General features: G+C 71.3%; 22 protein-coding genes. 12 read left to right on the top strand and 10 right to left on the bottom strand.

What is annotated here, in order from left to right; genetic code table 11:
• Window position 1: 1 nt before the first annotated feature.
• Window positions 2-1,630 carry an ATP-binding protein gene (locus tag AB0I66_RS30160; protein WP_363211088.1) on the top strand — a complete coding sequence of 543 codons (1,629 nt, stop codon included), beginning with the start codon at window positions 2-4 and terminating at the stop codon, window positions 1,628-1,630.
• 160 nt (window positions 1,631-1,790) lie between these two features.
• Here AB0I66_RS30160 and AB0I66_RS30155 read toward each other — a convergent pair whose 3' ends face one another.
• Complete coding sequence (locus AB0I66_RS30155) at window positions 1,791-3,290, bottom strand: PLP-dependent aminotransferase family protein (RefSeq protein WP_363211087.1); 1,500 nt, start codon at window positions 3,288-3,290, stop codon at window positions 1,791-1,793.
• 101 nt (window positions 3,291-3,391) lie between these two features.
• On the opposite strand from AB0I66_RS30155, the gene AB0I66_RS30150 reads away from it, so the two are divergent.
• The 4 genes from AB0I66_RS30150 (at window position 3,392) to AB0I66_RS30135 (ending at window position 6,848) form a co-directional block, all read left to right on the top strand.
• Window positions 3,392-4,051 carry a hypothetical protein gene (locus tag AB0I66_RS30150; protein WP_363211086.1) on the top strand — a complete coding sequence of 220 codons (660 nt, stop codon included), beginning with the start codon at window positions 3,392-3,394 and terminating at the stop codon, window positions 4,049-4,051.
• Window positions 4,048-4,815: a glycerophosphodiester phosphodiesterase gene (locus AB0I66_RS30145; protein ID WP_363211085.1), complete on the top strand. Its 768-nt coding sequence runs from the start codon at window positions 4,048-4,050 to the stop codon at window positions 4,813-4,815. Before AB0I66_RS30150 ends, AB0I66_RS30145 begins: the two co-directional genes overlap by 4 nt.
• A 49-nt stretch (window positions 4,816-4,864) precedes the next feature.
• Window positions 4,865-6,217 (top strand): MFS transporter, encoded by a 1,353-nt coding sequence (locus AB0I66_RS30140; protein ID WP_363211084.1) that lies wholly within the window; start codon window positions 4,865-4,867, stop codon window positions 6,215-6,217.
• Between the two features lie 256 nt (window positions 6,218-6,473).
• Window positions 6,474-6,848 (top strand): RNA polymerase-binding protein RbpA, encoded by a 375-nt coding sequence (locus tag AB0I66_RS30135; RefSeq protein ID WP_030360404.1) that lies wholly within the window; start codon window positions 6,474-6,476, stop codon window positions 6,846-6,848.
• A gap of 109 nt (window positions 6,849-6,957) precedes the next feature.
• Here AB0I66_RS30135 and fxsA read toward each other — a convergent pair whose 3' ends face one another.
• The 4 genes from fxsA to AB0I66_RS30115 all read right to left on the bottom strand — a co-directional run bounded on the left by fxsA (window position 6,958) and on the right by AB0I66_RS30115 (window position 11,103).
• Window positions 6,958-7,539 (bottom strand): FxsA family membrane protein, encoded by a 582-nt coding sequence (gene fxsA, locus AB0I66_RS30130; RefSeq protein ID WP_363211083.1) that lies wholly within the window; start codon window positions 7,537-7,539, stop codon window positions 6,958-6,960.
• A gap of 93 nt (window positions 7,540-7,632) precedes the next feature.
• Window positions 7,633-8,472 (bottom strand): polyprenol monophosphomannose synthase, encoded by an 840-nt coding sequence (locus AB0I66_RS30125; RefSeq protein WP_363211082.1) that lies wholly within the window; start codon window positions 8,470-8,472, stop codon window positions 7,633-7,635.
• Window positions 8,473-8,961: 489 nt separating this feature from the next.
• Window positions 8,962-10,605, bottom strand: a complete 1,644-nt coding sequence (locus AB0I66_RS30120) for an amidohydrolase (protein ID WP_363211081.1) — start codon at window positions 10,603-10,605, stop codon at window positions 8,962-8,964.
• Between the two features lie 57 nt (window positions 10,606-10,662).
• Entirely contained in the window at window positions 10,663-11,103 is a 441-nt protein-coding gene (locus AB0I66_RS30115; RefSeq protein ID WP_160503714.1) for an Lrp/AsnC family transcriptional regulator, read from the bottom strand.
• 199 nt (window positions 11,104-11,302) lie between these two features.
• Between AB0I66_RS30115 and AB0I66_RS30110 the strand changes: the two genes are divergently transcribed.
• Window positions 11,303-11,749: a hypothetical protein gene (locus AB0I66_RS30110; protein WP_363211080.1), complete on the top strand. Its 447-nt coding sequence runs from the start codon at window positions 11,303-11,305 to the stop codon at window positions 11,747-11,749.
• Window positions 11,750-11,752: 3 nt separating this feature from the next.
• On the opposite strand, the gene AB0I66_RS30105 is transcribed toward AB0I66_RS30110, so the two are convergent.
• Window positions 11,753-12,853 (bottom strand): phosphotransferase family protein, encoded by a 1,101-nt coding sequence (locus AB0I66_RS30105; RefSeq protein WP_363211079.1) that lies wholly within the window; start codon window positions 12,851-12,853, stop codon window positions 11,753-11,755.
• Window positions 12,854-12,865: 12 nt separating this feature from the next.
• The gene (locus AB0I66_RS30100) at window positions 12,866-13,993 is read right to left on the bottom strand and encodes a hypothetical protein (protein ID WP_363211078.1); all 1,128 of its coding nucleotides are present in this window, start codon (window positions 13,991-13,993) and stop codon (window positions 12,866-12,868) included.
• A gap of 282 nt (window positions 13,994-14,275) precedes the next feature.
• Between AB0I66_RS30100 and AB0I66_RS30095 the strand changes: the two genes are divergently transcribed.
• The gene (locus AB0I66_RS30095) at window positions 14,276-14,611 is read left to right on the top strand and encodes a hypothetical protein (RefSeq protein WP_363211163.1); all 336 of its coding nucleotides are present in this window, start codon (window positions 14,276-14,278) and stop codon (window positions 14,609-14,611) included.
• On the opposite strand, the gene AB0I66_RS30090 is transcribed toward AB0I66_RS30095, so the two are convergent.
• Window positions 14,574-15,746 carry an acyl-CoA dehydrogenase family protein gene (locus AB0I66_RS30090; protein WP_363211077.1) on the bottom strand — a complete coding sequence of 391 codons (1,173 nt, stop codon included), beginning with the start codon at window positions 15,744-15,746 and terminating at the stop codon, window positions 14,574-14,576. The genes AB0I66_RS30095 and AB0I66_RS30090 overlap by 38 nt on opposite strands.
• A gap of 373 nt (window positions 15,747-16,119) precedes the next feature.
• On the opposite strand from AB0I66_RS30090, the gene AB0I66_RS30085 reads away from it, so the two are divergent.
• Window positions 16,120-17,382 carry a glycoside hydrolase family 18 protein gene (locus AB0I66_RS30085; protein WP_363211076.1) on the top strand — a complete coding sequence of 421 codons (1,263 nt, stop codon included), beginning with the start codon at window positions 16,120-16,122 and terminating at the stop codon, window positions 17,380-17,382.
• A gap of 71 nt (window positions 17,383-17,453) precedes the next feature.
• On the opposite strand, the gene AB0I66_RS30080 is transcribed toward AB0I66_RS30085, so the two are convergent.
• Window positions 17,454-18,116 (bottom strand): TetR/AcrR family transcriptional regulator, encoded by a 663-nt coding sequence (locus AB0I66_RS30080; protein WP_363211075.1) that lies wholly within the window; start codon window positions 18,114-18,116, stop codon window positions 17,454-17,456.
• A gap of 135 nt (window positions 18,117-18,251) precedes the next feature.
• Between AB0I66_RS30080 and AB0I66_RS30075 the strand changes: the two genes are divergently transcribed.
• Genes AB0I66_RS30075 through AB0I66_RS30065 form a run of 3 tightly spaced genes read left to right on the top strand, consistent with a single transcriptional unit; the run spans window position 18,252 to window position 20,799 of the window.
• A complete protein-coding gene (locus AB0I66_RS30075; protein ID WP_363211074.1) occupies window positions 18,252-18,866 on the top strand; it encodes a DUF6230 family protein in 615 nt (204 codons plus the stop codon).
• Window positions 18,857-19,861, top strand: coding sequence for a DUF6114 domain-containing protein (locus AB0I66_RS30070; protein WP_363211073.1), 1,005 nt, complete (start codon window positions 18,857-18,859; stop codon window positions 19,859-19,861). The genes AB0I66_RS30075 and AB0I66_RS30070 overlap by 10 nt, the downstream gene beginning before the upstream one ends.
• On the top strand, window positions 19,858-20,799 hold the full coding sequence (locus AB0I66_RS30065) for a hypothetical protein (RefSeq protein ID WP_363211072.1): 942 nt from the start codon (window positions 19,858-19,860) through the stop codon (window positions 20,797-20,799). The genes AB0I66_RS30070 and AB0I66_RS30065 overlap by 4 nt, the downstream gene beginning before the upstream one ends.
• Here the strand turns inward: AB0I66_RS30065 and AB0I66_RS30060 are convergent.
• Complete coding sequence (locus AB0I66_RS30060; RefSeq protein WP_363211071.1) at window positions 20,777-20,932, bottom strand: SCO1431 family membrane protein; 156 nt, start codon at window positions 20,930-20,932, stop codon at window positions 20,777-20,779. The two genes, AB0I66_RS30065 and AB0I66_RS30060, sit on opposite strands and share 23 nt — an antisense overlap.
• Window positions 20,933-21,208: 276 nt before the next feature.
• Here AB0I66_RS30060 and AB0I66_RS30055 point away from each other — a divergent pair, with 276 nt between their 5' ends.
• The gene (locus AB0I66_RS30055; RefSeq protein ID WP_363211070.1) at window positions 21,209-22,699 is read left to right on the top strand and encodes a M1 family metallopeptidase; all 1,491 of its coding nucleotides are present in this window, start codon (window positions 21,209-21,211) and stop codon (window positions 22,697-22,699) included.

Genomic DNA, 22,699 nt, shown 5'->3' with positions numbered 1-22,699 from the left:
CGTGGCCCGGCGCCCCCTCCCCCGCATCCTGAGCAACGGCACCGCCTCGATCGCCCGCAGCCGGGAGTTCGCACGGTCGGCCGCCGACAGCGCCACCGACGTCCTCCACCCGCTGATCACGATCACTCGTGGACTGCGCCGCCTTGCAGGGGCCGGGCGGCGCAAGTGGGCCGACACCCCCAAGGACCGGCGCGGACCGCTGCTGTTCCTGGTGGCCTCCGTGATCCTGGTCGTGACCCTCATGCCGTACGGTCCGCTGCTCGCCGCCATCTGCCTGATGGCGGCCGCCGCGTGGACCGGCCGGGAACGCACGGAGCCGGCCCCCACCGGCCCCGACGAGGCGCAGACCCTGCGGCTGCAATCCCTCTACGAAGCGCTGGTGCCGTACTTCTCGGTCCCCGAGGACCCGGCACCGCTCTTCGCGCACGGCGGCGAGTGGGACAAGGCCCTCACGTCGTACGAGTTCGACGACGACGGCCGTGTCTCCCATCTGGTGGTGCGCTACCCCGCGTACTTCACGGACGGCGAGACCGAGTCCCGCACCCGCATCGAGCAGCTGCTGCACGCCAAGGCGGGCCGTGGCCGCGAGTACCACTTCGAGTGGGACGAGGAGGGCAACCAGCTCACGGTGAACGTGCTGCCCCCGCTGCCCACCGACATCGCCGCCCAGCGGTTCGTCACGGCTCCCGGCGAGACCGTGCTCGGCTTCACCGATCCCACCGGGGTCCAGCGCACCCTCCCCGTGACGGACGGCGACACACAGCGCGACGTACCCCCCGTCGTCTGGCGCACCGGCTCCCGCTCCACCGAGCCGCACCTCCTGGTGATCGGCGAGCCCGGCAGCGGCACCACCACCCTGCTCCGCTCCGTCGCCCTGCAGGCCCTGCAGCACGGCGACGTCCTGATCGTCGAAGGCAGCGGCATCGGCGACTACGCCTGCCTGACCGGGCGCGACGGCGTCCTGGCCATCGAGTGCGGGCTCGCCGGCGCCCTGGCGAGCCTGGAGTGGGCGGCGCACGAGACGGAGCGTCGCCTCATCTCCGCCAACCGCGCCCGGCAGGCGGGGCACCCCGCCCCGGAGGACACCAAGCGCCCCCTGTGGATCCTCATGGACCGCCCCAGTGTGCTCGGTCACCTCGCGGCGGCCGACGGACGCCAGGACCCGCAGTCCCTGCTGCAGGTGCCCCTGCGGCACGGCAGGGCGGCCAACGTCACGGTCGTGGTGGCCGATCAGTTCGACAGCATCGACGCCCTGAGCGACCCGGTGCGCCAACACACACGCGCGCGCGTGGTCCTCGGCCCCACGACGCTCGACCAGGTCGAGGACATCCTCGGGGTGCCGCCGCGCACGACGCCCACCTGCGATGTCCCGCCCGGCCGCGGGTACGCCCGGCTCGGCACGGGTCAGGTGCACCGGCTCCAGGTGCCCGCGACGCCCGATCCGTACGACGACGCGACGAGCGAGGCCCACCGTCAGGCGGTGGTGGACCTGCTGCCCGCACGGAGTGCCCCCGCCGACGCCGGGACGAGCACAGAAGAGCCGCCCACCGAGGCCGTCGCCGACGCCGATGCCGACACAGCCGCGGTGAAGCCGGGCGCGCAACCGGAGCCCGTGCCCGCCGAAAGCTGACGCCTCCCCCCGACCCAGGACTCAGGCCACGAAGGCCCGTGAGGCCTCCACGCCCCCCGCGCGAAGCGCCCCCGCCGACGCCGACACGGCCGCGGTGAAGCCAGGCGCGCAACCGGAGCCCGTGCCCGCCGAAAGCTGACGCCTCCCCCCGACCCAGGACTCAGGCCACGAAGGCCCGTGAGGCCTCCACGCCCCCGCCCGCCCCGGTTTCGACCAGACGCGCGGCCGCGGCCAGCCGCACCGCCGCTTCCTCGGCCACCGCGCCTCCCACGGTGAACGGCAGCCGCACATACCCCTCGAAGGCTCCGTCCACCCCGAAGCGTGGCCCTGACGGAACCCTGACCCCGACCCGCTCGCCCACTTCGGCGATACGGGAGCCGGAGAGTCCGCCCGAGCGCGCCCACAGGGTGAGGCCGCCCGCCGGTACCGCGAACTCCCATTCGGGCAGTTCACGGCGGACGGCGGCCACCAGGGCGTCGCGGTTCTCGCGGGCCTGCGCCCTGCGCACCTGCACGGCCGACTCCCAGCCGCCGGTGCTCAGGAGCCAGTTCACCGCCAACTGCTCCAGGACCGGGGTCCCCATGTCGGCGTACGCGCGTGCCGAGATGAGGCTGCGGATGACGTCGGGGGCTGCCCGCACCCAGCCGATGCGCATGCCCGCCCAGAAGGCCTTGCTGGCCGAGCCGACGGTGATGACGGTCGAGCCCGCCGGGTCGAAGCCGCAGACCGGGCGCGGCATCGTCAGGTCGTCGTCGAGCTGCAGCTCGATCATGGTCTCGTCGACGACGAGGACCGTGCCCGCGGAGCGCGCGGCGTCGACGAGCTTGCGTCGCTGGTCCTCGGAGGCAAGGGCGCCCGTGGGGTTGTGGAAGTCGGCGACCACGTAGGCGAGCCGGGGCGCCGCGTCCCGCAGCACCTGGCGCCAGCGGTCCATGTCCCAGCCCTCGAGCCCCTCGGACATGGCGACGGGCACGAGACGTGCGCCCGTCTCGCGCATCAACTGAAGGATGTTGGCGTACGAGGGGGACTCGACGGCGATGCGTTCGCCGCGCGGGGCGAACAGATGGCAGATGGCGTCGATGGCGCCCATCGCGCCGGTCGTGACCATGATCTGTTCGGGCATGGTCGGGATGCCGCGCGCGGTGTAGCGCTCGGCGAGCATCTGGCGTAGCGCGGGCAGACCGGCGGGGAAGTCGCCGTGCGTGTGCGCGTACGGAGGGAGCTCTTCCAGGGCGCCCTGCACGGCGCGGGTGAGCCAGGGCTCCGGCGCGGGCAGCGCGGCGCAGCCGAGGTCGATCATGGAGCCGAGCGCCTCGGGCGGGAGGGGTTCGAGACCGCGCGCGGGCAGCGGGTTTCCGGCCGGGACCGCGGTCCAACTGCCCGCTCCCCTGCGGGATTCCAGGAAGCCTTCGGTGCGCAGCGCCTCGTACGCGGCCGCGACCGTGGTCCGGCTGACCGCGAGGGACACGGCGAGCTCACGCTCGGCGGGCAGGCGTGCGGCGACCGGGACACGGCCTTCGAGGACGAGCATGCGGACGCCGTCGGCCAGCGCGCGATAGGCGGGCGGACGGCGCGAGCCGGGGCCCGCGGGGCGCGTCTGCTGGGAGGTGAGCAGCCGGGCGAGCTGTGTGGCGCCCACCGCCGAAGTCCACTGAGCCATGATTCCCAGTCCACCTTCCTGGAATTGGCCATGGTTGGTATCCCTTTACGAGCCACAGAGTGTCATGCGTCAGGCCACCACCACCAGCAGGGGGGCATCTCTTGTCCACGACCAAGCCACATCTCGCACGACGGCTGATCCAGCTGTACGTCGGCCTGGCGCTCTACGGCGCGAGCTCCGGACTCCTGGTGGTGGCCGGACTCGGCCTCGAACCGTGGAACGTGCTGCATCAGGGCCTCGCCGAGCTCACGGGGATGTCCATCGGTGTCGTCTCGATCTTCATCGGCGCGGCGGTGCTGCTCCTGTGGATCCCGCTGCGCCAGCGCCCCGGACTCGGCACGGTCTCCAACGTCTTCGTCGTGGGCCTCGCGATGGACGGCACCCTCGCATTGATGCCGGACGCGCACGCGCTCGCCGCCCGCATCGCGCTGCTCGTGGCGGGCATCGTCCTGAACGGCGTGGCGACCGGGCTCTACATCGCCGCCAAGTTCGGGCCCGGCCCCCGGGACGGCCTCATGACGGGCCTGCACCAGCGGACGGGCCGCTCGATCCGGCTGATGCGGACGCTGGTCGAGGTGGCCGTGGTCGCCACCGGTTTCGCCTTCGGGGGCACGGTGGGCGTCGGCACGGTGCTCTACGCGCTGGCGATCGGCCCCCTCGCCCAGTTCTTCCTGCGCTTCTTCACCGTCGCCCCTGCTCCATCCGAGGGAGGCGTGGTGGCTGCCGGCGGGCCACCGGAGCAGGCGATACTGCAGCGGTGACCCCGCGAGTACGCCATCCCTACCTCGACCATCCCGGACCGCTCGCCTTCGCCCACCGGGGCGGGGCGGCGGACGGCCTGGAGAACACCGCCGCCGCGTTCCGGCGCGCGGTCGACCTGGGGTACCGCTACATCGAGACGGATGTGCACGCCACGTCGGACGGCCGCCTGGTGGCCTTCCACGACGACACGCTCGACCGGGTGGCGGACACGGGCGGGCGGATCGCCGATCTCCCCTGGAGCGCCGTGCGCCACGCGCGCGTGGCGGGCAGCGAGCCGGTGCCCCTCTTCGAGGACCTCCTGGAGTCCTTCCCCGACGTCCGCTGGAACGTGGACGTCAAGGCCGAACCCGCCCTGCTCCCGCTCCTCGAACTGCTGCGCCGCACCGACGCCTGGGACCGCGTGTGCGTCGGCTCCTTCTCCGAGTCCCGCGTGGCCCGCGCCCAACGGCTCGCGGGCCCGCGCCTGGCCACCTCGTACGGCACGCGGGGCGTGGCGGCCCTGCGGCTGAGCTCGTTCGGGGTCCCGGCCGGCGTACGCCGCTCCGCGGTCTGCGCACAGGTGCCCGAGACGCACGGCGCGATACGGGTGGTGGACCGTCGCTTCGTCCGCGCGGCCCACGCGCGCGGGCTGCAGGTGCACGTCTGGACGGTGAACGACGCGGGACGCATGGCCGCTCTTCTCGATCTCGGTGTAGATGGCATCATCTCTGATCACATCGAGACGCTGCGCGAAGTGCTGAAGGACCGGGGAGCCTGGGCCTGACCGCCTGGCAGGGCGGCAGCGGACCACGGGGACCAGCGAGGGGGCACGGGTGGGCACCGACACCGTGCGGGCAACGCCACCGGCCGACGAGAGCGCCGCCGACCGCAGGCGGGAGCAGCGCGGCTGGTACTTCTACGACTGGGCGTGCTCGGTCTACTCGACCAGCGTCCTGACGGTCTTCCTCGGCCCGTATCTGACCGAGATCGCCAAGTCGGCAGCGGACGGCGACGGCTACGTCCACCCGCTGGGCGTCCCGGTCAGCGCCGGGTCCTTCTTCGCGTACGCGGTGTCGGCGTCGGTGATCCTGTCCGTGGTGGTCATGCCGATGGCGGGCGCCGCCGCCGACCGCACGGGCCGAAAGAAGCCGCTCCTCGCGGTGGCCGCCTACCTGGGGGCCGCGGCGACGGCGGGCATGTTCTTCCTGGACGGCGACCGCTATCTGCTCGGCGGTTTCCTGCTGATCGTCGCCAACGCCTCGCTGGCCGTCTCGATGGTGCTCTACAACTCCTACCTGCCGCAGATCGCCCCTCCCGAGGAACGTGACGCGGTCTCCTCGCGCGGCTGGGCGTTCGGTTACGCGGCGGGGGCGCTCGTCCTGGTGGCGAACCTGGTCCTGTTCCTGGCCCACGACTCCTTCGGTGTCTCGGAGTCGACGGCCGTGCGCATCTGCCTGGCCTCGGCGGGCGTGTGGTGGGGCGCCTTCACGCTCGTACCGCTGCGGCGGCTGCGTGACCGCAAGGTGCCGCCTTCCACGGCGTCGGCACGCGGCTGGCGGCAGCTCGCGTCGACCGTGCGCGACATGCGCCGCCACCCGCACACCCTGTCCTTCCTGCTCGCCTACCTCGTCTACAACGACGGCGTGCAGACGGTGATCTCCCAGGCGTCCGTCTACGGCTCCGAGGAGCTCGGTCTCGGCCAGTCCACGCTGATCGTGGCGGTCCTCCTCGTCCAGGTGCTCGCGGTGGCCGGGGCACTCGCCATGGGACGCCTCGCACGGAAGTACGGCGCCAAACGGACCATCCTCGGTTCACTCGTCGCGTGGACGGTGACGATCGGGGCGGGGTTCTTCCTGCCCGCGGGCGCGCCGGTGTGGTTCTTCGTGCTCGCGGCGGGGATCGGCCTGGTGCTCGGGGGTTCGCAGGCGCTCTCGCGGTCCCTGTTCTCGCATCTGGTGCCCGCGGGCAAGGAAGCCGAGTACTTCTCCGCGTACGAGATCAGCGACCGAGGGATGGCCTGGCTGGGGCCGCTGATCTTCGGCCTGACCTATCAGCTCACCGGGAGCTACCGGGACGCGATCCTCTCGCTCGTGGCCTTCTTCGTGATCGGTTTCGTCCTGCTGGCGCGGGTACCCGTAGGGCGCGCGATCCGCGACGCGGGGAATCCCGTACCCGACAGGATTTAGCAACTGAAGCCAAAGGGCGGTAGTGTACGCGTTTGGCTTACCAGGCGGACCGTTACTGCGCGCTGTAGATTCAGAAACGCAGGGTGACATCCTCTGTCAGATGTGACATACCGGGCGCTGGTGGGTACAACAAGGGGCGGCATACGACGGCGACGCATGACCCTTAACGGGAATCTTTACCGCCGACCGGACGTTGACCGGATGACGACGACAGCGACACCTGTCCTGTGGGCGACAAGCCCGGGAGGCACGATTCATGAGTGAGCGAGCTCTTCGCGGCACGCGCCTCGTGGTGACAAGCTACGAGACCGACCGCGGCATCGACCTGGCTCCGCGCCAGGCCGTGGAGTACGCATGCCAGAACGGACATCGTTTCGAGATGCCGTTCTCGGTCGAGGCGGAGATCCCGCCGGAGTGGGAGTGCAAGGTCTGCGGGGCCCAGGCACTCCTCGTAGACGGCGACGGACCTGAAGAGAAGAAGGGGAAGCCTGCGCGTACGCACTGGGACATGCTCATGGAGCGCCGTACTCGAGAGGAACTCGAGGAGGTCCTGGAGGAGCGCCTCGCGGTTCTCCGGTCAGGAGCCATGAACATCGCGGTGCATCCGCGGGACAGCCGCAAGTCCGCCTGACGGCGAACTGAACAACACCGCACACGAAGGCCGGGGCCACTGCTCAGCAGTGGCCCCGGCCTTCGTGCTGCGTTCGTTGCGCAGCGTCCTTCGTGCCGCGCCGGGCCGCTCAGCGCGGCGGCAGCTGCGGGTCGTCCGGGTGCGGGCCGCGGGGCGGACGCTCGTCGTCCCTGATGACCTCTCCCTGGACGACCTTGCCGTCCGGTCGGTGCATGCGCGCCTGCTGGAAGGCCTCGCCGAGACCGCCCTGGGTGGCCGCCTCGCGGACCTTGCGCTCGAAGGTCTTCTCCGCCGTCCGGCTGACGGCCTTCTGGACGGGCGGCACCAGCAGAAGCAGTCCCAGGGCGTCGGAGATCAGCCCCGGCAGGATGATCAGCAGGCCGCCCAGCATCGTCAGGGCGTTGCCGCCGCCCCGCTCGGAGGGATGCGGCGCCAGGCCGCTCTGCTGCTGTTGGACCGCCTCGCTCAGCTCGCGGAAGGCGCGCCGCCCGGCGTGCTTGATGACCATGCCGCCGAGCACCACACCGGCCACGAGCAGCAAGAACACCGTGAGCCCGCCGGCGGCGCCCGCCACGACGGTGAGCAGCCAGATCTCCAGGACCAGCCACGCGGCGATGCCGAGCGGCAGGAACCTCAGGACGCGGGAGCGCCGGGGCCGGGCGGGTCTGGTGGGCGGTACGCCAGTCGTCATGGCTCCAGTGTGCCTGGGCCCGGCTCAGACCGGCATAAGGGAGTGATCAACAAACGGCCGCCGGGCGACGGCAAACGGCCGCAGGAGCGACGATCAGGGCTTCTTGGCGTCCTTGGAGGGCTCCTGCGCACCTTCGGCGTCCTTGCGGCCCAGGGCGCGGCCCACACGGCCCACCCGCTCCCCCACGCCCCACGCGGTGACCCGCCACAGCGCCTCGGCCACGATGTCCTGGCTCATCTTGCTGTCGCCGTGCTCGCGCTCGACGAAGGTGATCGGCACCTCGACGACGTGATAGCCCGCCTTGATCGCGCGGCGCGCCAGGTCGACCTGGAAGCAGTACCCCTGCGAGGCGACCTCGCCGAGGCCGATGCCTTCGAGGGTCTCGCGGCGGAAGGCGCGGTAGCCGCCGGTGACGTCGCGGATCGGCACGTCGAGCATCAGACGGGAGTAAGTGCTGCCGCCGCGGGAGATGATCTCGCGATACTTGGGCCAGTTGACGATCCGTCCGCCCGGCACCCAGCGCGAGCCGAGCACGAGGTCGGCACCCTTGAGCGCGGTGAGCAGCCGGGGCAGCTCCTCGGGCTGGTGGGAGCCGTCGGCGTCCATCTCGACGACCACGCCGTAGCCGTTGTCCAGGCCCCACTGGAAGCCCGCGAGATAGGCCGCGCCGAGGCCTTCCTTGCCCTTGCGGTGCAGCACGTGCACGTTCTCGTCGTCGGCCGCGAGCTCGTCGGCGATCTTGCCGGTGCCGTCGGGGCTGTTGTCGTCGGCGACGAGGATGTGCGCCTCGGGCACGGCGACGCGGACACGACCGACGATGGCCTGGAGGTTCTCCGCCTCGTTGTAGGTCGGAATGATCACCAAGGCCAGGCCGAGCGGGCCGAACTGCCTCCCCTGGTCACCGGTTTCGGAGACCGCACCGCCGTCGTTCACTACTGCCCCTTCGTTCGTACGCAGAGGACCACCATAGTGGCCGCTTCCCGCACGGCCACGGCGGCACGGGCGGTAGAGGGGAGTACTGCGGATCGGGGCCCGGCACCCTTCGGGCCGACCTGGGGCCCGCTGGCTGCGGGTCGACCGAGAGCCGTTGTCTACTGAGCGTCCGGGCCCCACCCGGGTCACACCTGCCGGCCCGGTGGAACGTTCCCTCGCTTCCGCGGCGCGGGCGCTGGACCTGGCTCCCAGTGGTGGTGCGCCGGTGCGGCACACCGCCCATGGCCCAGCGGCGTTCGACGGCTGCGTGGAATTTCTCCGGTCGGACGTCCTTTGGTGGACCCGGCCGAACCTACCGGCCGACGGCCGCGTTCTGTCAATAGCCATGTGACCTGGGCCGATTCCAAAGACAGCCAGGTCAGTGCCGAGGATACGCAGGTCGTGCGACGCGACAACGGGCCGCGATCGGCCGTACGCACCGCCGGGACATCACTCGTCCGGCCGTACGAAGACCGGCTGTCCGAAGACCACCGTGCGCAGGCAGACGGGGAGTTCGGCGCCCGGGGAGAGGTCCGGCAGGCCGGGCGTGCCGGAGCGCGGGTCGGTCGACCAGCGGGCGACGCGGTCGTCCGGCGCCTGGACCACGAGCTCCGCGGTGCGCCAGACGGCGTAGTCGGCGGGCGCCCCCGGCACCAGGACGCCCGCGTCGTCCCGGCCGATGGCCCGCCAGCCGCCCCGGGTGTGGGCCGTGAAGGCCGCGCGCACCGACACGCGGTGCTCAAGGGTCTGGTGGAACGCGGCGGCACGGACGGTGCCCCAGGGGTCGAGCGGCGTGACGGGGCTGTCGGAGCCGAAGGCGAGCGGGACGCCGGTGCGCAGGAGGGCCGCGTACGGATTGAGGGTGCGGGCCCGTTCGGCGCCGAGGCGCTGCACGTACATGCCGTCGTCGCCGCCCCACAGGGCGTCGAACGCGGGCTGGACGGAGGCGGTGAGGCCGAGTTCCGCGAAGGCGGCGATCGTCTCCGGGGTGAGCATCTCGGCGTGCTCGATGCGGTGCCTCGCGGCGCGGACGCGGGCCAGGCCGACCTTCTCGGAGGCGGCGCGGATGCCCTCGACGACGGCGGTCACCGCGGCGTCACCGATGGCGTGGAAACCCGCCTGCATCCCTGCCTCGGTGCAGGCGACGACGTGCGCGGCGACGGCGGCCGCGTCCAGGTAGGCGGTGCCGGCGTGGCCGGAGTCGGCGTACGGCTCGTGCAGGCAGGCGGTGTGCGAGCCCAGGGCCCCGTCGACGAAGAGGTCACCCGCGGCGCCGACGGCCCCCAGTTCCTTTGCACGGGCGACGCCTTCCTCGCCCTGCTGCGCCCAGTAGCCGACGACGCGCGGCCCGGACTCGTCGGCGGCGAGGCGCAGCAGCCCGGTGAGGTCGTCCTCGCTGGAGATCTCGGGGCCCGCGCACTCGTGCACGGAGCCGATGCCGAGGGACGCGGCACGTCGCAGCGCCGCCCGCTGGGCCTCGGTGCGCTGCTGCGGGGAGAGCGCGCCGAGTGCCGCGGCGCGCACCGCGTGATGGGCGTCGCCGGTCAGGGGCGCGTCCGGGCGGAAGCCGGTGCGTCCGGTGATGCCGGGGACGAGGTCGAGCAGGGCCGTGGTGACCACGGCCGAGTGCACGTCGATGCGGGTGAGGTAGAGGGGACGGCCACCGGCCGCCTCGTCGAGTTCCGCGCGCGTGGGCGGACGGCCGTCCGCCCAGCGGGCCGCGTCCCAGCCGTGGCCGAGCAGGACCCGGTCGTGCGGCCGTGCGGCGGCGTGCTCACGCACGAGAACGAGCGCTTCGCCCAGGGAGCGGGCACCCGTCAGGTCGAGGCCCGTCAGGGCGAGGCCGGTCGACGTGGTGTGCACATGCGCATCGGTGAACGCGGGGGTGACGAGCGCTCCTTCGAGGTCGACGACCTCGTCCACGCCGTCGGCGAAGGCGTCGGCCGCACCCTCGGATCCCACCCAGGCGACGTGCCCGCGTTCGACGACCATGGCCGTGGCGAACGGATCGGCGGGGCTGTGGACGTCGCCACCGCGCAGCAGCACGGTGCGGTGGCCCTGAGGCCCGTTCTGGGGGGTGGTGCTCTCGCTCATGGGACCAGTCTGGCCCCTGCCCGTGCGGGCCCCGCGCAGGGGTCGCCCACGGGCGGTTCAGACCTGCGGGGGCCTGGCCTCGTACGGCGTGGAGAGGACGACCGTCGTGCGTGTGGAGACGCCGGCCAGTGCGCGCAGACGGCTCAGCAGGTGTTCGAGTTCAAGGGGGGTCGCGACGCGCACCTTGAGGATGTAGTTCTCGTCGCCCGCGACGCTGTGGCACGCCTCGATCTCCGGGACGCCCGCGAGGCGTTCGGCGATGTCGTCGGGTGCGCTGGGGTCGAACGGCTTCACCGAGATGAACGCGGTGAGCGGCAGCCCGACGGCCTCGGCGTCCACGACCGCGGCATAGCCGCGGATGACGCCGCGCTGCTCCAGGCGGCGCACCCGCTGGTGCACGGCCGATGTGGACAGGCCCGTGGCCTTGCCCAGGTCGGTGTAGCTCATCCGCCCGTCCTTGACGAGCAGCTGCACGATCTGTCGGTCCAGCTCCTCCATGCGCCGAACCTACAGGGCTCTTGATCCCTCCGGATACCGATAGGCGCGACGGCGGCATCTTCTCGGGGCATGTGACGAACGCCACATACCTGTGACCGTGTCCAAAGGGATGTCACGATTACGTCTACGACGGGACGGGAAGTGCTTGCTGTGGCCGAGGCCGCAGCGCCTTCTCGGCCCACCCAAGGGGGAGAGTCCCATGCAGAATCTGAAGCGCCCCGGTCGCACTGCCCGCAGCAAGCAGCAGCGCTCCGACGAATCCGCGTCCGCACCCGTATCGGAGGGCGTCGAATCGGGTGAATCCGAGTTCGACGCGTACGACACCTTCGAGATGTACCGGGTGACGTGCCCGGACTGCGCGCAGCCCATCGCGCTCCTGGCCGACGAGGACGTGCTGCCCGAGCACGCGCTGTGCGCCCAGCCGTGGAACCCGTTCGGGCTCACGGTGTGCGCGGGCACGGGCCGTGCCGCGGCCGACGCCGAGCCCGCCGACGAGTCGATGGAGGCTCAGGAGCAGGACACCGCCCTGCTCCTGACGCTCCCTCAGGGGCTCGACTGGCGTACCCAGCCCTTCTCCCACGTCGGCGGCCAGGGCTCGCGCCCGCTGCGCGTCGTGCCTCAGCCGGACCGGCGCTCCGCGGCCTGAGGGCTACCAGTAGCTGCCCTGCACCATGGCCGCCAGGCTGGCGTGGTGCAGGATCAGCGTGTCCGGGTCCTCGGGGACCGCGGTCTCACCGAAGTGCACCTGCCGGTAGGCGACGCGGAGCATGACGACGGCGTGCCGCAGTGCCGCGTACAGCGTGTGGAAGTCCATGGACCTGGGTGTGTGGCCGGTGAGCCGGGCATAGCCCTCCTCGATGGTGTCGCGGCGCAGGAAGCCGGGCAGGCCCTCCTGGCCGAAGCTCACCGTCAGGTCCTGGAAGAAGCGGTGCAGATAGACGAACCAGCCGAGGTCGACCTCGCGGGGTGCGAGCGCCGCCATCTCCCAGTCCAGTACGGCCACGGGGTCGAAGCCGTCGTAGATGACGTTGCCGATGCGCGCGTCACCCCAGTTGAGGACGGGCTCGCCCTCGTCGTCCGGCCACAGCTCCTCCAGCCGCTCGAAGGCGCGCTCGATGAGGGGTGAGCGGGGCAGGCCGTCGACCACCCAGCCGTAGTAGGCGCGTTGGGCGTCGACGTGGCGGCGCAGCGGGCTGCCTTCGCCGGGCAGGGCGAGGAACTCGGCTTCCGCGACGGGCACTTGGTCGTGGAGATGGGCGAGCAGGCGGATCGACGCGTCCTCCAGGTGCGTACGCTCGGCGTCGCTCGCCGCGTGGAGCCAATTGCCCTCGTACGTATAGGGCATGACGTCCGGCGGCACGCGTCCCTCGACCCGCTCCATGACGAAGAAGGGCGCGCCGAGCGGCCCCGGGTCCTCCTCCAGCCACAGCACGCGCGGCACCGGCAGGTCGGTGTGCTCGGCGACCAGCCGCATCGTGCGGTGCTGGCGCGGCAGGTCGTAGACCGGGAAGATCGTGTAGGCGGCCGGATCCGCCGCCACGCGCAACGCGCAGGCCCGCAGCGGTGGTTGTGGGTGCTCTATGTCGAAGAGGAGGGTCTCGCTCGACATGCCGTTGGACTCGGGCACCCGCACTCCGGTGGCCTTGGCCCCGGGCAGCCGCGCGCCGAGCCAGGCCGTGAGCCTGCGGGCGAGTTCCTCGGGGTCGCGGGTGGTGGTGCGGAGGCGGGGCCTGCTGGGTTCTGTCGCCATCGCGGATTCCTCTCAGGGCGCGACCGATGCGAAGCCGGTGAAGCCGCTCGGGTCGTGGCGGCCGAAGCTGCCGTGCTCGAAAATGCCGTACCCGGTCTGCCCGTTGAGGGTGAAGCGCGCGGCATGGTCGATGACTCCGTACGCGGCCATCGGGTGCGCCGCCGGATCCGACAGGTCATACGTACGGCGGTCGGTCCAGCCCCGCCCCTGCCAGGTGCCGTGCTGCCAGTCGTCCGCGGGCGGATAGCCGGCGCCGACGGCAAGGGGCAGGGAGGCGAGGACCTCGACGCCGAGCTCAAGGGGCTTGCGGGCGTCCGGGTCGGTGAGGTGGATGACGGCGCGCTCGGGGTGCCGGGTGCCGGAGCGGTAGGTGATGTCGGCCTGGGGCCAGCCGAGTTGGCGGTCGCGCATCCCGGGCCGCACGACCGTGGCCTCGTTCAGTGAGCGGTATCCGTCCGCGTCCTCCTGGGTGATGACCATCAGGAAGCGGTCCTCGAAGCGGACCGGGCTCCAGATCCAGTGGAAGCCCTCGGTGCCGAACTCCTCCTCCAGGCGCCCGCGTTCCTCGCCGGGGATGGGCCGCACTCCCCAGCTGCGGTCGCGGGTGGCGGTCCACTCCCCCGCCGTCACGGCGATGTCCTCGCCGCCGACGCGGATCACCCCTTCGCAGCCGCCCGCCTGGACGAAGCGGCGCCCTTCGAGGGAGAGCCGGTCGCCGCGCCGCTGGATGTGGTGCGGTTCCCAGAGGGCGGGGAAACCGGCGGTCCACGTGATGTCGTACGAGAGGGATTCGGGATCGGCGGGATCGGCGGCGCAGGTCAGGCGCAGCCGTCGCAGCGGTTCCTCGACGGTGATGGTCAGGGGGCCGACGGAGAGGTTCATGCGGTCGTCGCCGAGCGCGTCGGACGCGCGTACGGCGTGGAGCGTGTCCCCGCCGCGCAAGGTGGCGTACGCATCGATCACACCCACGTTCGGGTAGACACCGAGCCCGAGGATGAGGAGCGCCTGCCCCTGGTGATCGAAGAGATGGAAGATACAGCGGTCGTAGGCGTTGCGGTCGCCCGTCGCGACCTGCTTCATGGACAGCGGCACCTGGTGGATCGGGTACTCGTCGAGCGGGACGGGGCGGTCGTCTGCCACGGCAAACCTCCCTGGGCGCACGGTGGTTGACGGGCGCGCGGCCGATGCCGGGCCCCCGGCGCGGAGTTGACGGTACGTCAGACCGCGTGCCGGAGCCAGACACGTGTCAGCCCGCGTTCGGTTGCCGCGCCTTCCCGTTCGGAGGCCGCGACGCCGGGGCCGCACCTTCGTCCGGGGCGCGGGAAAGCGGGTCCACCCCGAGCCTCGACACGGGCATGCCACGAACTGAGGGGCGAATCCCGCAGGCGGTGACTTGTCCCCCGCGGGGCGCGTTGGCCGCGTATGACCACCCCCACGCCGATGCCCATGGCGCACCAGCCGACCGGCCGCCGCAGGCGCACCCTCCTGACGGCTCCCCCGCCCGACGCAGAATCGGTTCCCCAGCGCCCTCAGCAGCCGCAGCGCCCCCACCCGCACCACCAGCAGCAATCGCCGCCCCAGCCCCCGCCGCCGCACCTCCAGGACCCGCCCATCTACCGCGCCCTCATCCGCAGCTGGGCCGAGCGGGGCAAGACCCTGCCGGGGCGGCACGACCCGGAGTGGGTGCGGCTCGCGGCGCCTCCGGTCAGGCTCGGTCAGTTCAGCGCGTCTCGGGACCCGCGAGGTGACGGGCGATGACCATGCGCTGGATCTGATTGGTCCCCTCGACGATCTGCAGCACCTTTGCCTCGCGCATGAAGCGCTCCACCGGGAAGTCCGCGGTGTAGCCATACCCGCCGAGGACCTGCACGGCGTCCGTCGTCACCTTCATCGCGGCGTCCGTGCACAGCAGCTTCGCCATGGCCGCCTGCTTGGAGAACGGCCTGCCCGCGTCGCGCAGCCGCGCCGCGGAGAGATAGAGCGCCCGGCCCGCCTCGATCTGTGTCGCCATGTCCGCGAGCATGAACCGAAGTCCCTGGAAGTCCGCGATCGGCTTGCCGAACTGCCGCCGCTCGGTGGCATAGCCGAGCGCCTCGTCGAGCGCCGCCTGGGCCACGCCGATCGCGCACGCCGCGATGCCGAGCCGCCCCGAGTCCAGCGCGGAGAGCGCGATCGCGAAGCCCTGGCCCTCCTCGCCGATGCGGCGGGCGTCGGACACCCGTACCCCGTCGAAGTTGATCTGGGCGGTGGGCGAGCCCTTCATCCCCATCTTCTTCTCGGGCACCGCCGCGTGCAGCCCTTCGGCGTCGCCCGGCACCAGGAACGCGGAGATGCCGCGGGCGCCTTCGCCGCCGGTGCGGGCGAGGACGGTGTAGAAGTCGGCGACCCCGCCGTGCGTGATCCACGCCTTCGTCCCGCTGATCACCCAGCTGTCGCCGTCACGGACGGCCTTCGTCCGCAGGGACGCCGCGTCCGATCCCGACGCCGGCTCGGAGAGGCAGTACGCCCCGAGGAGTCCGCCGCCGAGCATCGCGGGGAGGTGCTCGGCCTGCTGCTCCTTGGTGCCGTACCCCGCGAGCGCGTGGCAGGACAGGGAGTGGACGCTGACGCCGAGACCGACGGTGAGCCGTGCCGCGGCGAGCTCTTCCAGGACCTGGAGATAGACCTCGTACGACTGGTCGCCGCCGCCGAACTCGGAGGCGTACGGAAGCCCGAGCAGTCCGGATTCGGAGAGGAGGGCGAAGACCTCGCGCGGGAAGCGCCCGGCGTCCTCCTCCTCGGCCGCGCGGGGAGTGATCTCCCGCTGGACGAGGTCACGGACGAGCGAGAACAGATCCCGCGCCTCGTCCGTGGGCAGCTGACGGTCCACCGGCTGCAAGCTTCGCTCAGGCACGATCGCATCCTCCCTTTCGGCACTGCGGCGGACCCGCGGGGTAGTGCGGCGCCACCGTGTCTCACGCCCGGCCGATGGCGCCCTTCCGGGTCGCGGAAGGTGCTGTGACCAGCGGCTCTGGCGCGTTGAGTATGCCCGATCGGCGGCGGCCAGTCACTAGTTAACGACCGCTTACTCAAAAGATAGCCGACGCCCGCAAGAGGGGCCCGGAATTGGTCCGAACCATTGACCCCACTGGTCTAGTCCTCCTAGAGTCCAGCCGAGCGCCTTACCGCGTTCATGCCAATTCAACGTTCACCGACGTTCGGACGGCACCCGCAGGTCAACAGCACCATGTCCCCCCATGCGCCCTCTCCCCCCACGAGGAGAAACGATGCTCAGACCGCACCTCTCCCGCGCCCCCTTCCGGGCGCTCATAGCCACAGCGTGTTGTGCCGTGCTCGGCGGAGGTCTGCTCGCCGGCGCGGGCACCGCCACCGCCGGTCCCGAAACCGGCGCCAGTTCCGGCACATCAGCGGGCGCGCAGGCCGCGGCCGGCTCCAAGGTCGTCGGCTACTTCACCGAGTGGGGTACCTACGACCGGAATTACCACGTCAAGAACGTCGAGACGTCCGGTTCGGCCGACAAGCTCACGCACATCAACTACGCCTTCGGCAACGTCCAGGGCGGCAAGTGCACGATGGGCGACGCCTACGCGGCGACCGACAAGGCGTACACCGCCGACCAGTCCGTCGACGGCAAGGCCGACACCTGGGACCAAGAGCTGCGCGGCAACTTCAACCAGCTGCGCAAGCTCAAGAAGCTCCACCCGGACCTGAAGGTCCTGTGGTCCTTCGGCGGCTGGACCTGGTCCGGCGGCTTCACCGAGGCGGCCAAGAACCCGGCCGCGTTCGCCCAGTCCTGCTACGACCTGGTCGAGAACTCGAAGTGGGCCGATGTCTTCGACGGCATCGACATCGACTGGGAGTACCCCAACGCCTGCGGTCTGACCTGCGACACCAGCGGGCGGGCCGCGTACAAGGACCTGATGTCCGCGGTGCGGGCGAAGTTCGGCGGCGGCAACCTCGTCACCGCGGCCATCCCGGCCGACGCCGAGGAGGGCGGCAAGATCGACGCCGCCGACTACGCGGGCGCCGCCCAGTACGTCGACTGGTACAACCCGATGACGTACGACTACTTCGGCGCCTGGGAGGCGAAGGGACCGACCGCCCCGCACTCGCCGCTGAAGACGTACGAGGGCGCGCCCAAGGCGAACTGGAACACCGACGCCACGATCAAGAAGCTCCAGGGCCTCGGCATCCCCTCCGACAAGCTGCTCCTCGGCATCGGCTTCTACGGCCGCGGCTGGACCGGCGTCACGCAGAAGGAGCCCGGCGGCACCGCCACCGGGGCCGCCGCGGGCAAGTACGAGGCGGGCATCGACGACTACAAGGAACTGAAGACCAAGTGCCCGGCCAACGGCACGGTCGGCGGGACCGCGTACGCGCACTGCGGAACCAACTGGTGGAGCTATGACACCCCGGCCACCATCGCGGGGAAGATGGACTACAAGAACCAGGCCGGTCTCGGTGGCACCTTCTTCTGGGAGCTCAGCGGTGACACGGCTGACGGTGAGCTGATCAAGGCCATCAACTGACCGTCTGAGCAGACGCGTTGGGGCGGGAGCCGATCTGCTCCCGCCCCTCCGTCATGGCCGCCGGCGAGCCTTCACGACCGCGGCGGGGCCGGGAAGGCCGGCTCGAACTCCTCGATGACGCGCAGGGTGTCGCCGAGGGTCCGCACCAGCAGGTCACACACCGTCCCGCGCGTCAGACCCCGGCTGCCGATCCAGTCGAGCGCGACGCCCTCGACGCTGCACAGCCAGCCGAGCAGCGCCGTGCGCGCGAGCTCCGGTATGTCACGGCGGCCGTACGCCCCGTCGGCGATCGCGCCGATCAGGGCCGCTCGTACACCGTCGCGAATGGCGTGCACCTCGGCATCGAAGCCGACACCGCCGCTGATGATGGTGCGGTACGCGGCCTGGTGGTGCTCGGCGTAGCGCAGATAGCCGTCGATCGTGCTGTGCACCCGTTCCGCGGGCGGCAGGTCGTCGTGGCGCCCGGCGCGCGCGACCAGCTCCGCCACCGAGTCCTCGATGATCGCGAGGTAGTAGCCGCGCTTGGACTTGAAGTAGTAGTAGATCAACCCCTTGGCGACGGCTGCCTGTTTGGCGATGTCGTCCATCGAGAGCGCGTCGTACGACGTGTCGGCGAACAACTTCCGCCCGATGGTGATGAGTTCGGCGCGGCGCGCCACGGAGCGGTCGGTGCCGCGCGCCTGCGGGCGAGCGTCCGCGGGACGGTCGATGCCGCGCTGTTGACTATTATTCAATTTCAGCCCTAGTCTCCAACTGCCTCGGGAATCCGCAGTATGGCAGAACCAACGCCACCTGCCGGTTCTGCGCCCGACGGCGCTCTCACACGCACTCCCCCTGCGCACACGGACCGCCGTACGGGAGGAAGATTCATGAGCGCACCGCGTACCCCCTTACGCGAGGGCAGAACCTCCTGGAAGAAGACGGCCGTCGTGGCCCTGCCGGCCGTCCTGGCCGTCGGCGCGATGGCCTCCGTGATGGCCGAGGGGGCGCTCGCCGCCTCCTTCGCCGTCTCCGGCACCAGCTTCCAGGTGTCATCCGGCAAGCTCACCAGCGAGGGCCTGTCCTCCTACGTACAGACCGACCGGGACATCGACGGCAAGGGGCACCCGGTGGCGCTCCTCGGGATCGGTGACGCGACCCTGTCCGACATCTGCCAGGCCGCAGAGGTGAAGACCCCGGTGGGCACCGTGGTGTTCAAGCTGACCGCGGGCGGCTCCGCGGGCGAGGTCACCGCGAGCAATCTCATCATCGACGGCGAGGACCTGGAGGGCGACGCCCGCTTCGGCACGGCGGAGATCGGCCGGGACGCGTCGACCCTGGACGAGGTGTCCGGCGTCAAGGGCGAGCGGGGGAAGTTCGGGCTGCAGGCCGGGGACATCACCGTCTCCGGGGTGAGGTCCCACGCCTGGTCGGCGACCGGCGGGAACTTCCGGCTCAAGGGCATGAAGCTCGACGTCAGCATCGGTGGCAAGAAGTGCTTCTGACCGGCGGCCGGAGAGCCGGGGTCAAGGCGTGGGGCAGAGACGGCGGCGGCCGGCTGGACGAGCGCCTGCCGCTGCCCGACGCGCGCCGGGTGCTGCGCCGATGGCGGCGCACCCGGCCCTTCTGGGGCGGCCTGCTGCTGATCCTGGGCGGCGCCGAGCTGCTCCTCGTTCCGCTGTCGCCGCTGACCGTCCTGGTCAGTCTGGGGCTCGGCGGGCTCGCGGCGATCGGCATCGGGCTCGCCCTGATCACCGCCGGGATCTTCCTGTGGCTGCTGCCGCACGCCCATCACTATGTGAGCGTCAACGCCCTGATCCTGTCGGTGCTCTCGTTCGCGGCCACGAACCTCGGCGGGTTCCTGGTGGGCATGGCGCTCGGCATCGTCGGCAGCGCGATGGGGTTCGGCTGGACGCCGGTGCCCGAGGGCGCCGACGAGGACTCCGAGCGGCCGAGGGCGCGGGACGGGCAGGGCACGCGGACGCTCGGTGTGCTGCTTCCGGTGGTCATCGTGGGGGCGACGCTGTGGGGCGGCGCTCCGGCGAGGGCGGCTCCCGGTCCGGAGATCGTGGCGGCGGCCGGTGAGGAGATCGTGTCCGCGCGGACTCCGCCGACCGTCACCACCACGCTCTTCTCGCCGCAGGGCTTCCTCCTGGCCGGCGTACGCGAGATCCCCACGGCCGACGGGCCGTTGAAGGTCATGGTGCTGAAGATGAAGGCCGCCTCGCTCACCGACTACCGCCTGAAGACGCGCGACGGAAGCAAGGAACTCGCCCTGGGCGCAGACACGTTGGACCTCAGCGGCTCCGTCACGCTCTATCTGACGAAGTTCAAGGGCTGCCTGGAGGGGCTGCTCTGCCTGACCTTCACGCCCGACAAGCTGCCGGTGCCGCCCGTCGTGCCGCCGTTCGTCTTCATGACCGACGTTCAGGCCGAACAGGCCCTCGTCACGTCGGACTTGATCGTCGCGGGCGGCCTCACCCTGAAGGCGTCGGCATGATCCAGATTCAGGCGGCCCTCTTCTGGGCGTACGCGATCGGTGCGACGTTCGCGCTGTCCGCGGCCCGGCAGCTCCAGGTGTGGGAGCGGATCAACGCGGGCGAGGGGCCGCGGACGCGCAGCCGTGCCGCCAATCCGTATCTGGCGCTCACCGCGCTCTTCGCGGCGGTCCTGATGGTGCCGACCGGGCTTTTCCTGCTCTGGCAGAACCCCGCGTGGACGACGATGCACGTCGCGGACGGGCACGACGGCGTGTGGGCCGGGTTCGTGCTCTTCTACGCGGGCGGGATCCCGGTCGCCGCGATCATCGGGTTCCTGGTGGCGCAGGGGCTCGTGCTGGTGGGGGCGGGCTACTGGGCGTATCTCCAGTGCGTGGGCGGGTACTTCCTGCTCTTCGGGACGCTGGTCCACGGCTGGGACGGCAGGGGGTACGAGCGGTTCTTCTCCGCCGAGTCCCGGGACTTCACAGGCTGGCGGCAGGACAGCGTGGTCAACCACGTACTGGACTTCCTGACGTCCGGCACGTTCCTCGCGCTGCTGATCTTCGGCGCGGCCGTGATCGGCACGATGCTGCTGACGGAGATCGGCTGGCTGATGGAGGGCTGGTCGCTGCCCGGCGCGGACGAGGACCGCAAAGTCCACCGGTTCCTGGCGATCGCCGTCGCGGCGGCCGGGGTCTACGGCCTGCCGTTCGTCGGCGCGCTCGTCGCGAGCGTCCTGGTGCGGCTCCTGGGCGGGTGGCTCGGCCTGTCGCTGTTCGCGGTGATCGCGGGCCTCACGCTGCTGTCGCGGCGCTCACCCGTGCGCCTGCTCTACGGACTCGTGGGCGTGCCGCACCGGCACTGGCGGGCGGATCTCGACCTGGGGCAGGCCCACGGCGGTCGTACGGGAGGTCAGGAGACCGGCGTAACCGGGGTCACAACAGACCGATCTGCGTGACGAGCATCGCGAGGACGACGACGAGCGTCCAGCCGAGGACGTGCTCGAGCACCTTCGGGCCGTCTTCCTTGGGGCCTCCGGTGCGCGTGGTCGCCCGGGGCTGTGCGGTGGCAGTGGCTGTGGCAGCGGTCATGGCATCACTCGATACGTATGCGTCACGCCTCTCGACGCGACGTCCGGCAGCGGACTCCCCCCACTGACCCCACCACCTTGCCATCGGATTCCGCCGCCGCGGGCGAGAGCTTGGTCACTCGCGGGCCCGGCCGCCCACCGCGGCCGCCGCCCCCCACCGGGCAGGTCCCGTGCAACTCGCACCGAGTGCCGTGCGTCTCACTACACGTGGTGGGGCACACCCCCAGGCGCACCCCCCGCCGCTCGTCCGCGCAACCTTCCGACCGAAAGGTTTCCGATGAGCACGCACCGGCCGTACCGGACGCCCCGCCGCAGAGCGCGGCTCGCCCTCGCGGCCGCCGTCACCGTGACGGCGGCCCTCACCGGAACGGCGTCACAGGCCGCGCCGTCCGCTTCCGGGACACCCTCGCCGGGTGCGCCCGGTCTGGGCGACCCGATGTTCCCGCTGGACGGGAACGGCGGATACCGGGTCGACCGCTACACCCTGGACTTCGACTGGCAGGCGCCGAGAACACCGTTCGAGGCGACGGCGACGATCAAGGCGACCGCCACGCAGTCGCTGTCCCGCTTCAACCTGGATTTCGGGGGCAACACCCTGCACGGCGTGCGGATCGACGGCTCGGCCGCGCGCACGTCCCGCGCCGGCGACGAACTGACGGTGACGCCCAAGTCCCAGATTGCGAAGGGCCGTTCGTTCACCGCCAAGGTCACGTACACCGCCGACCCGACGCAGACGCGCCATCGCGACGACGCCATCGAGGACTACGGCTGGATACCCACCGCCGACGGCACTGTGGTCTATCCGCAGCCGAACGGGGCCCGGTTGATCTTCCCGGCCAACGACCATCCGAGCCAGCGCGCACCGATCACCTTCCGCATCACCACACCGAAGGACCTGACCGCGGTCGCCAACGGCAAGCTGGTGAACCGCACGGAACGCCCCGGCGACCGGGTGCGCTGGACGTACGACTCCGAACAGCCGCTCTCCACCCAGCTGGTGCAGATGGCGGTCGGCAAGTTCCGGCTGATCGACGGCAAGGGTCCCGGCGGTCTGCCCCTCCGAGACGTGGTCCCGGACACCCTGGTCGAGCCGACGGCGGAGTACCGCAAACTCACTCCCGACCACCTCGCCTGGCTCCAGGAGAAGCTCGGCCCCTACCCCTTCAACCGTTACGGCCTGCTGGTCGGCGACACGGACCTGGCCGTCGCCCTGGAGACCCAGACGCTCTCGCTCATCCCGAAGGCGGACCTGCTGGGCACCAAGGTCGACGCCGAGCGGAACATGGTGCACGAGCTGACCCACCAGTGGTTCGGCAACAGCGTCGCCCTGAAGAGCTGGTCCGACCTGTGGGTGAGCGAGGGGCACGCCCGCTTCTACGAGCGGATGTACTCCGAGGAGCACGGCGGCGACAGCTTCGAGACCGCCATGAAGACGGCCTACGCCGCTCACGACCAGTGGCGCCACGACTTCGGCGCCCCCGCGGAACCGACCGAGCCGAACCTCTTCAAGCGCATGCGGTACGACGGCTCCGCCCTGGTCCTGTACGCCCTGCGCGAGCAGGTCGGCAACGCGACATTCGAGAAGATCGAACGGGCGTGGGTCAGCGGCTTCCGCGGAAAGACCGCGAGCACCCAGCAGTTCATCGACCTGGCGTCGAAGGTCGCGGGCGAGGACCTGGAGGGCTTCCTGCACCCATGGCTGTACGGCTCGAAGACGCCGCCCATGCCGGGGCATCCGGACTGGGTGGTGGACCCCGTCCAGAACTGA

Origin of the sequence: Streptomyces sp. NPDC050439 (assembly GCF_040655335.1) — a bacterium.
Classification (GTDB): domain Bacteria; phylum Actinomycetota; class Actinomycetes; order Streptomycetales; family Streptomycetaceae; genus Streptomyces.
This window is presented reverse-complemented; position numbering and strand designations above follow the sequence as displayed.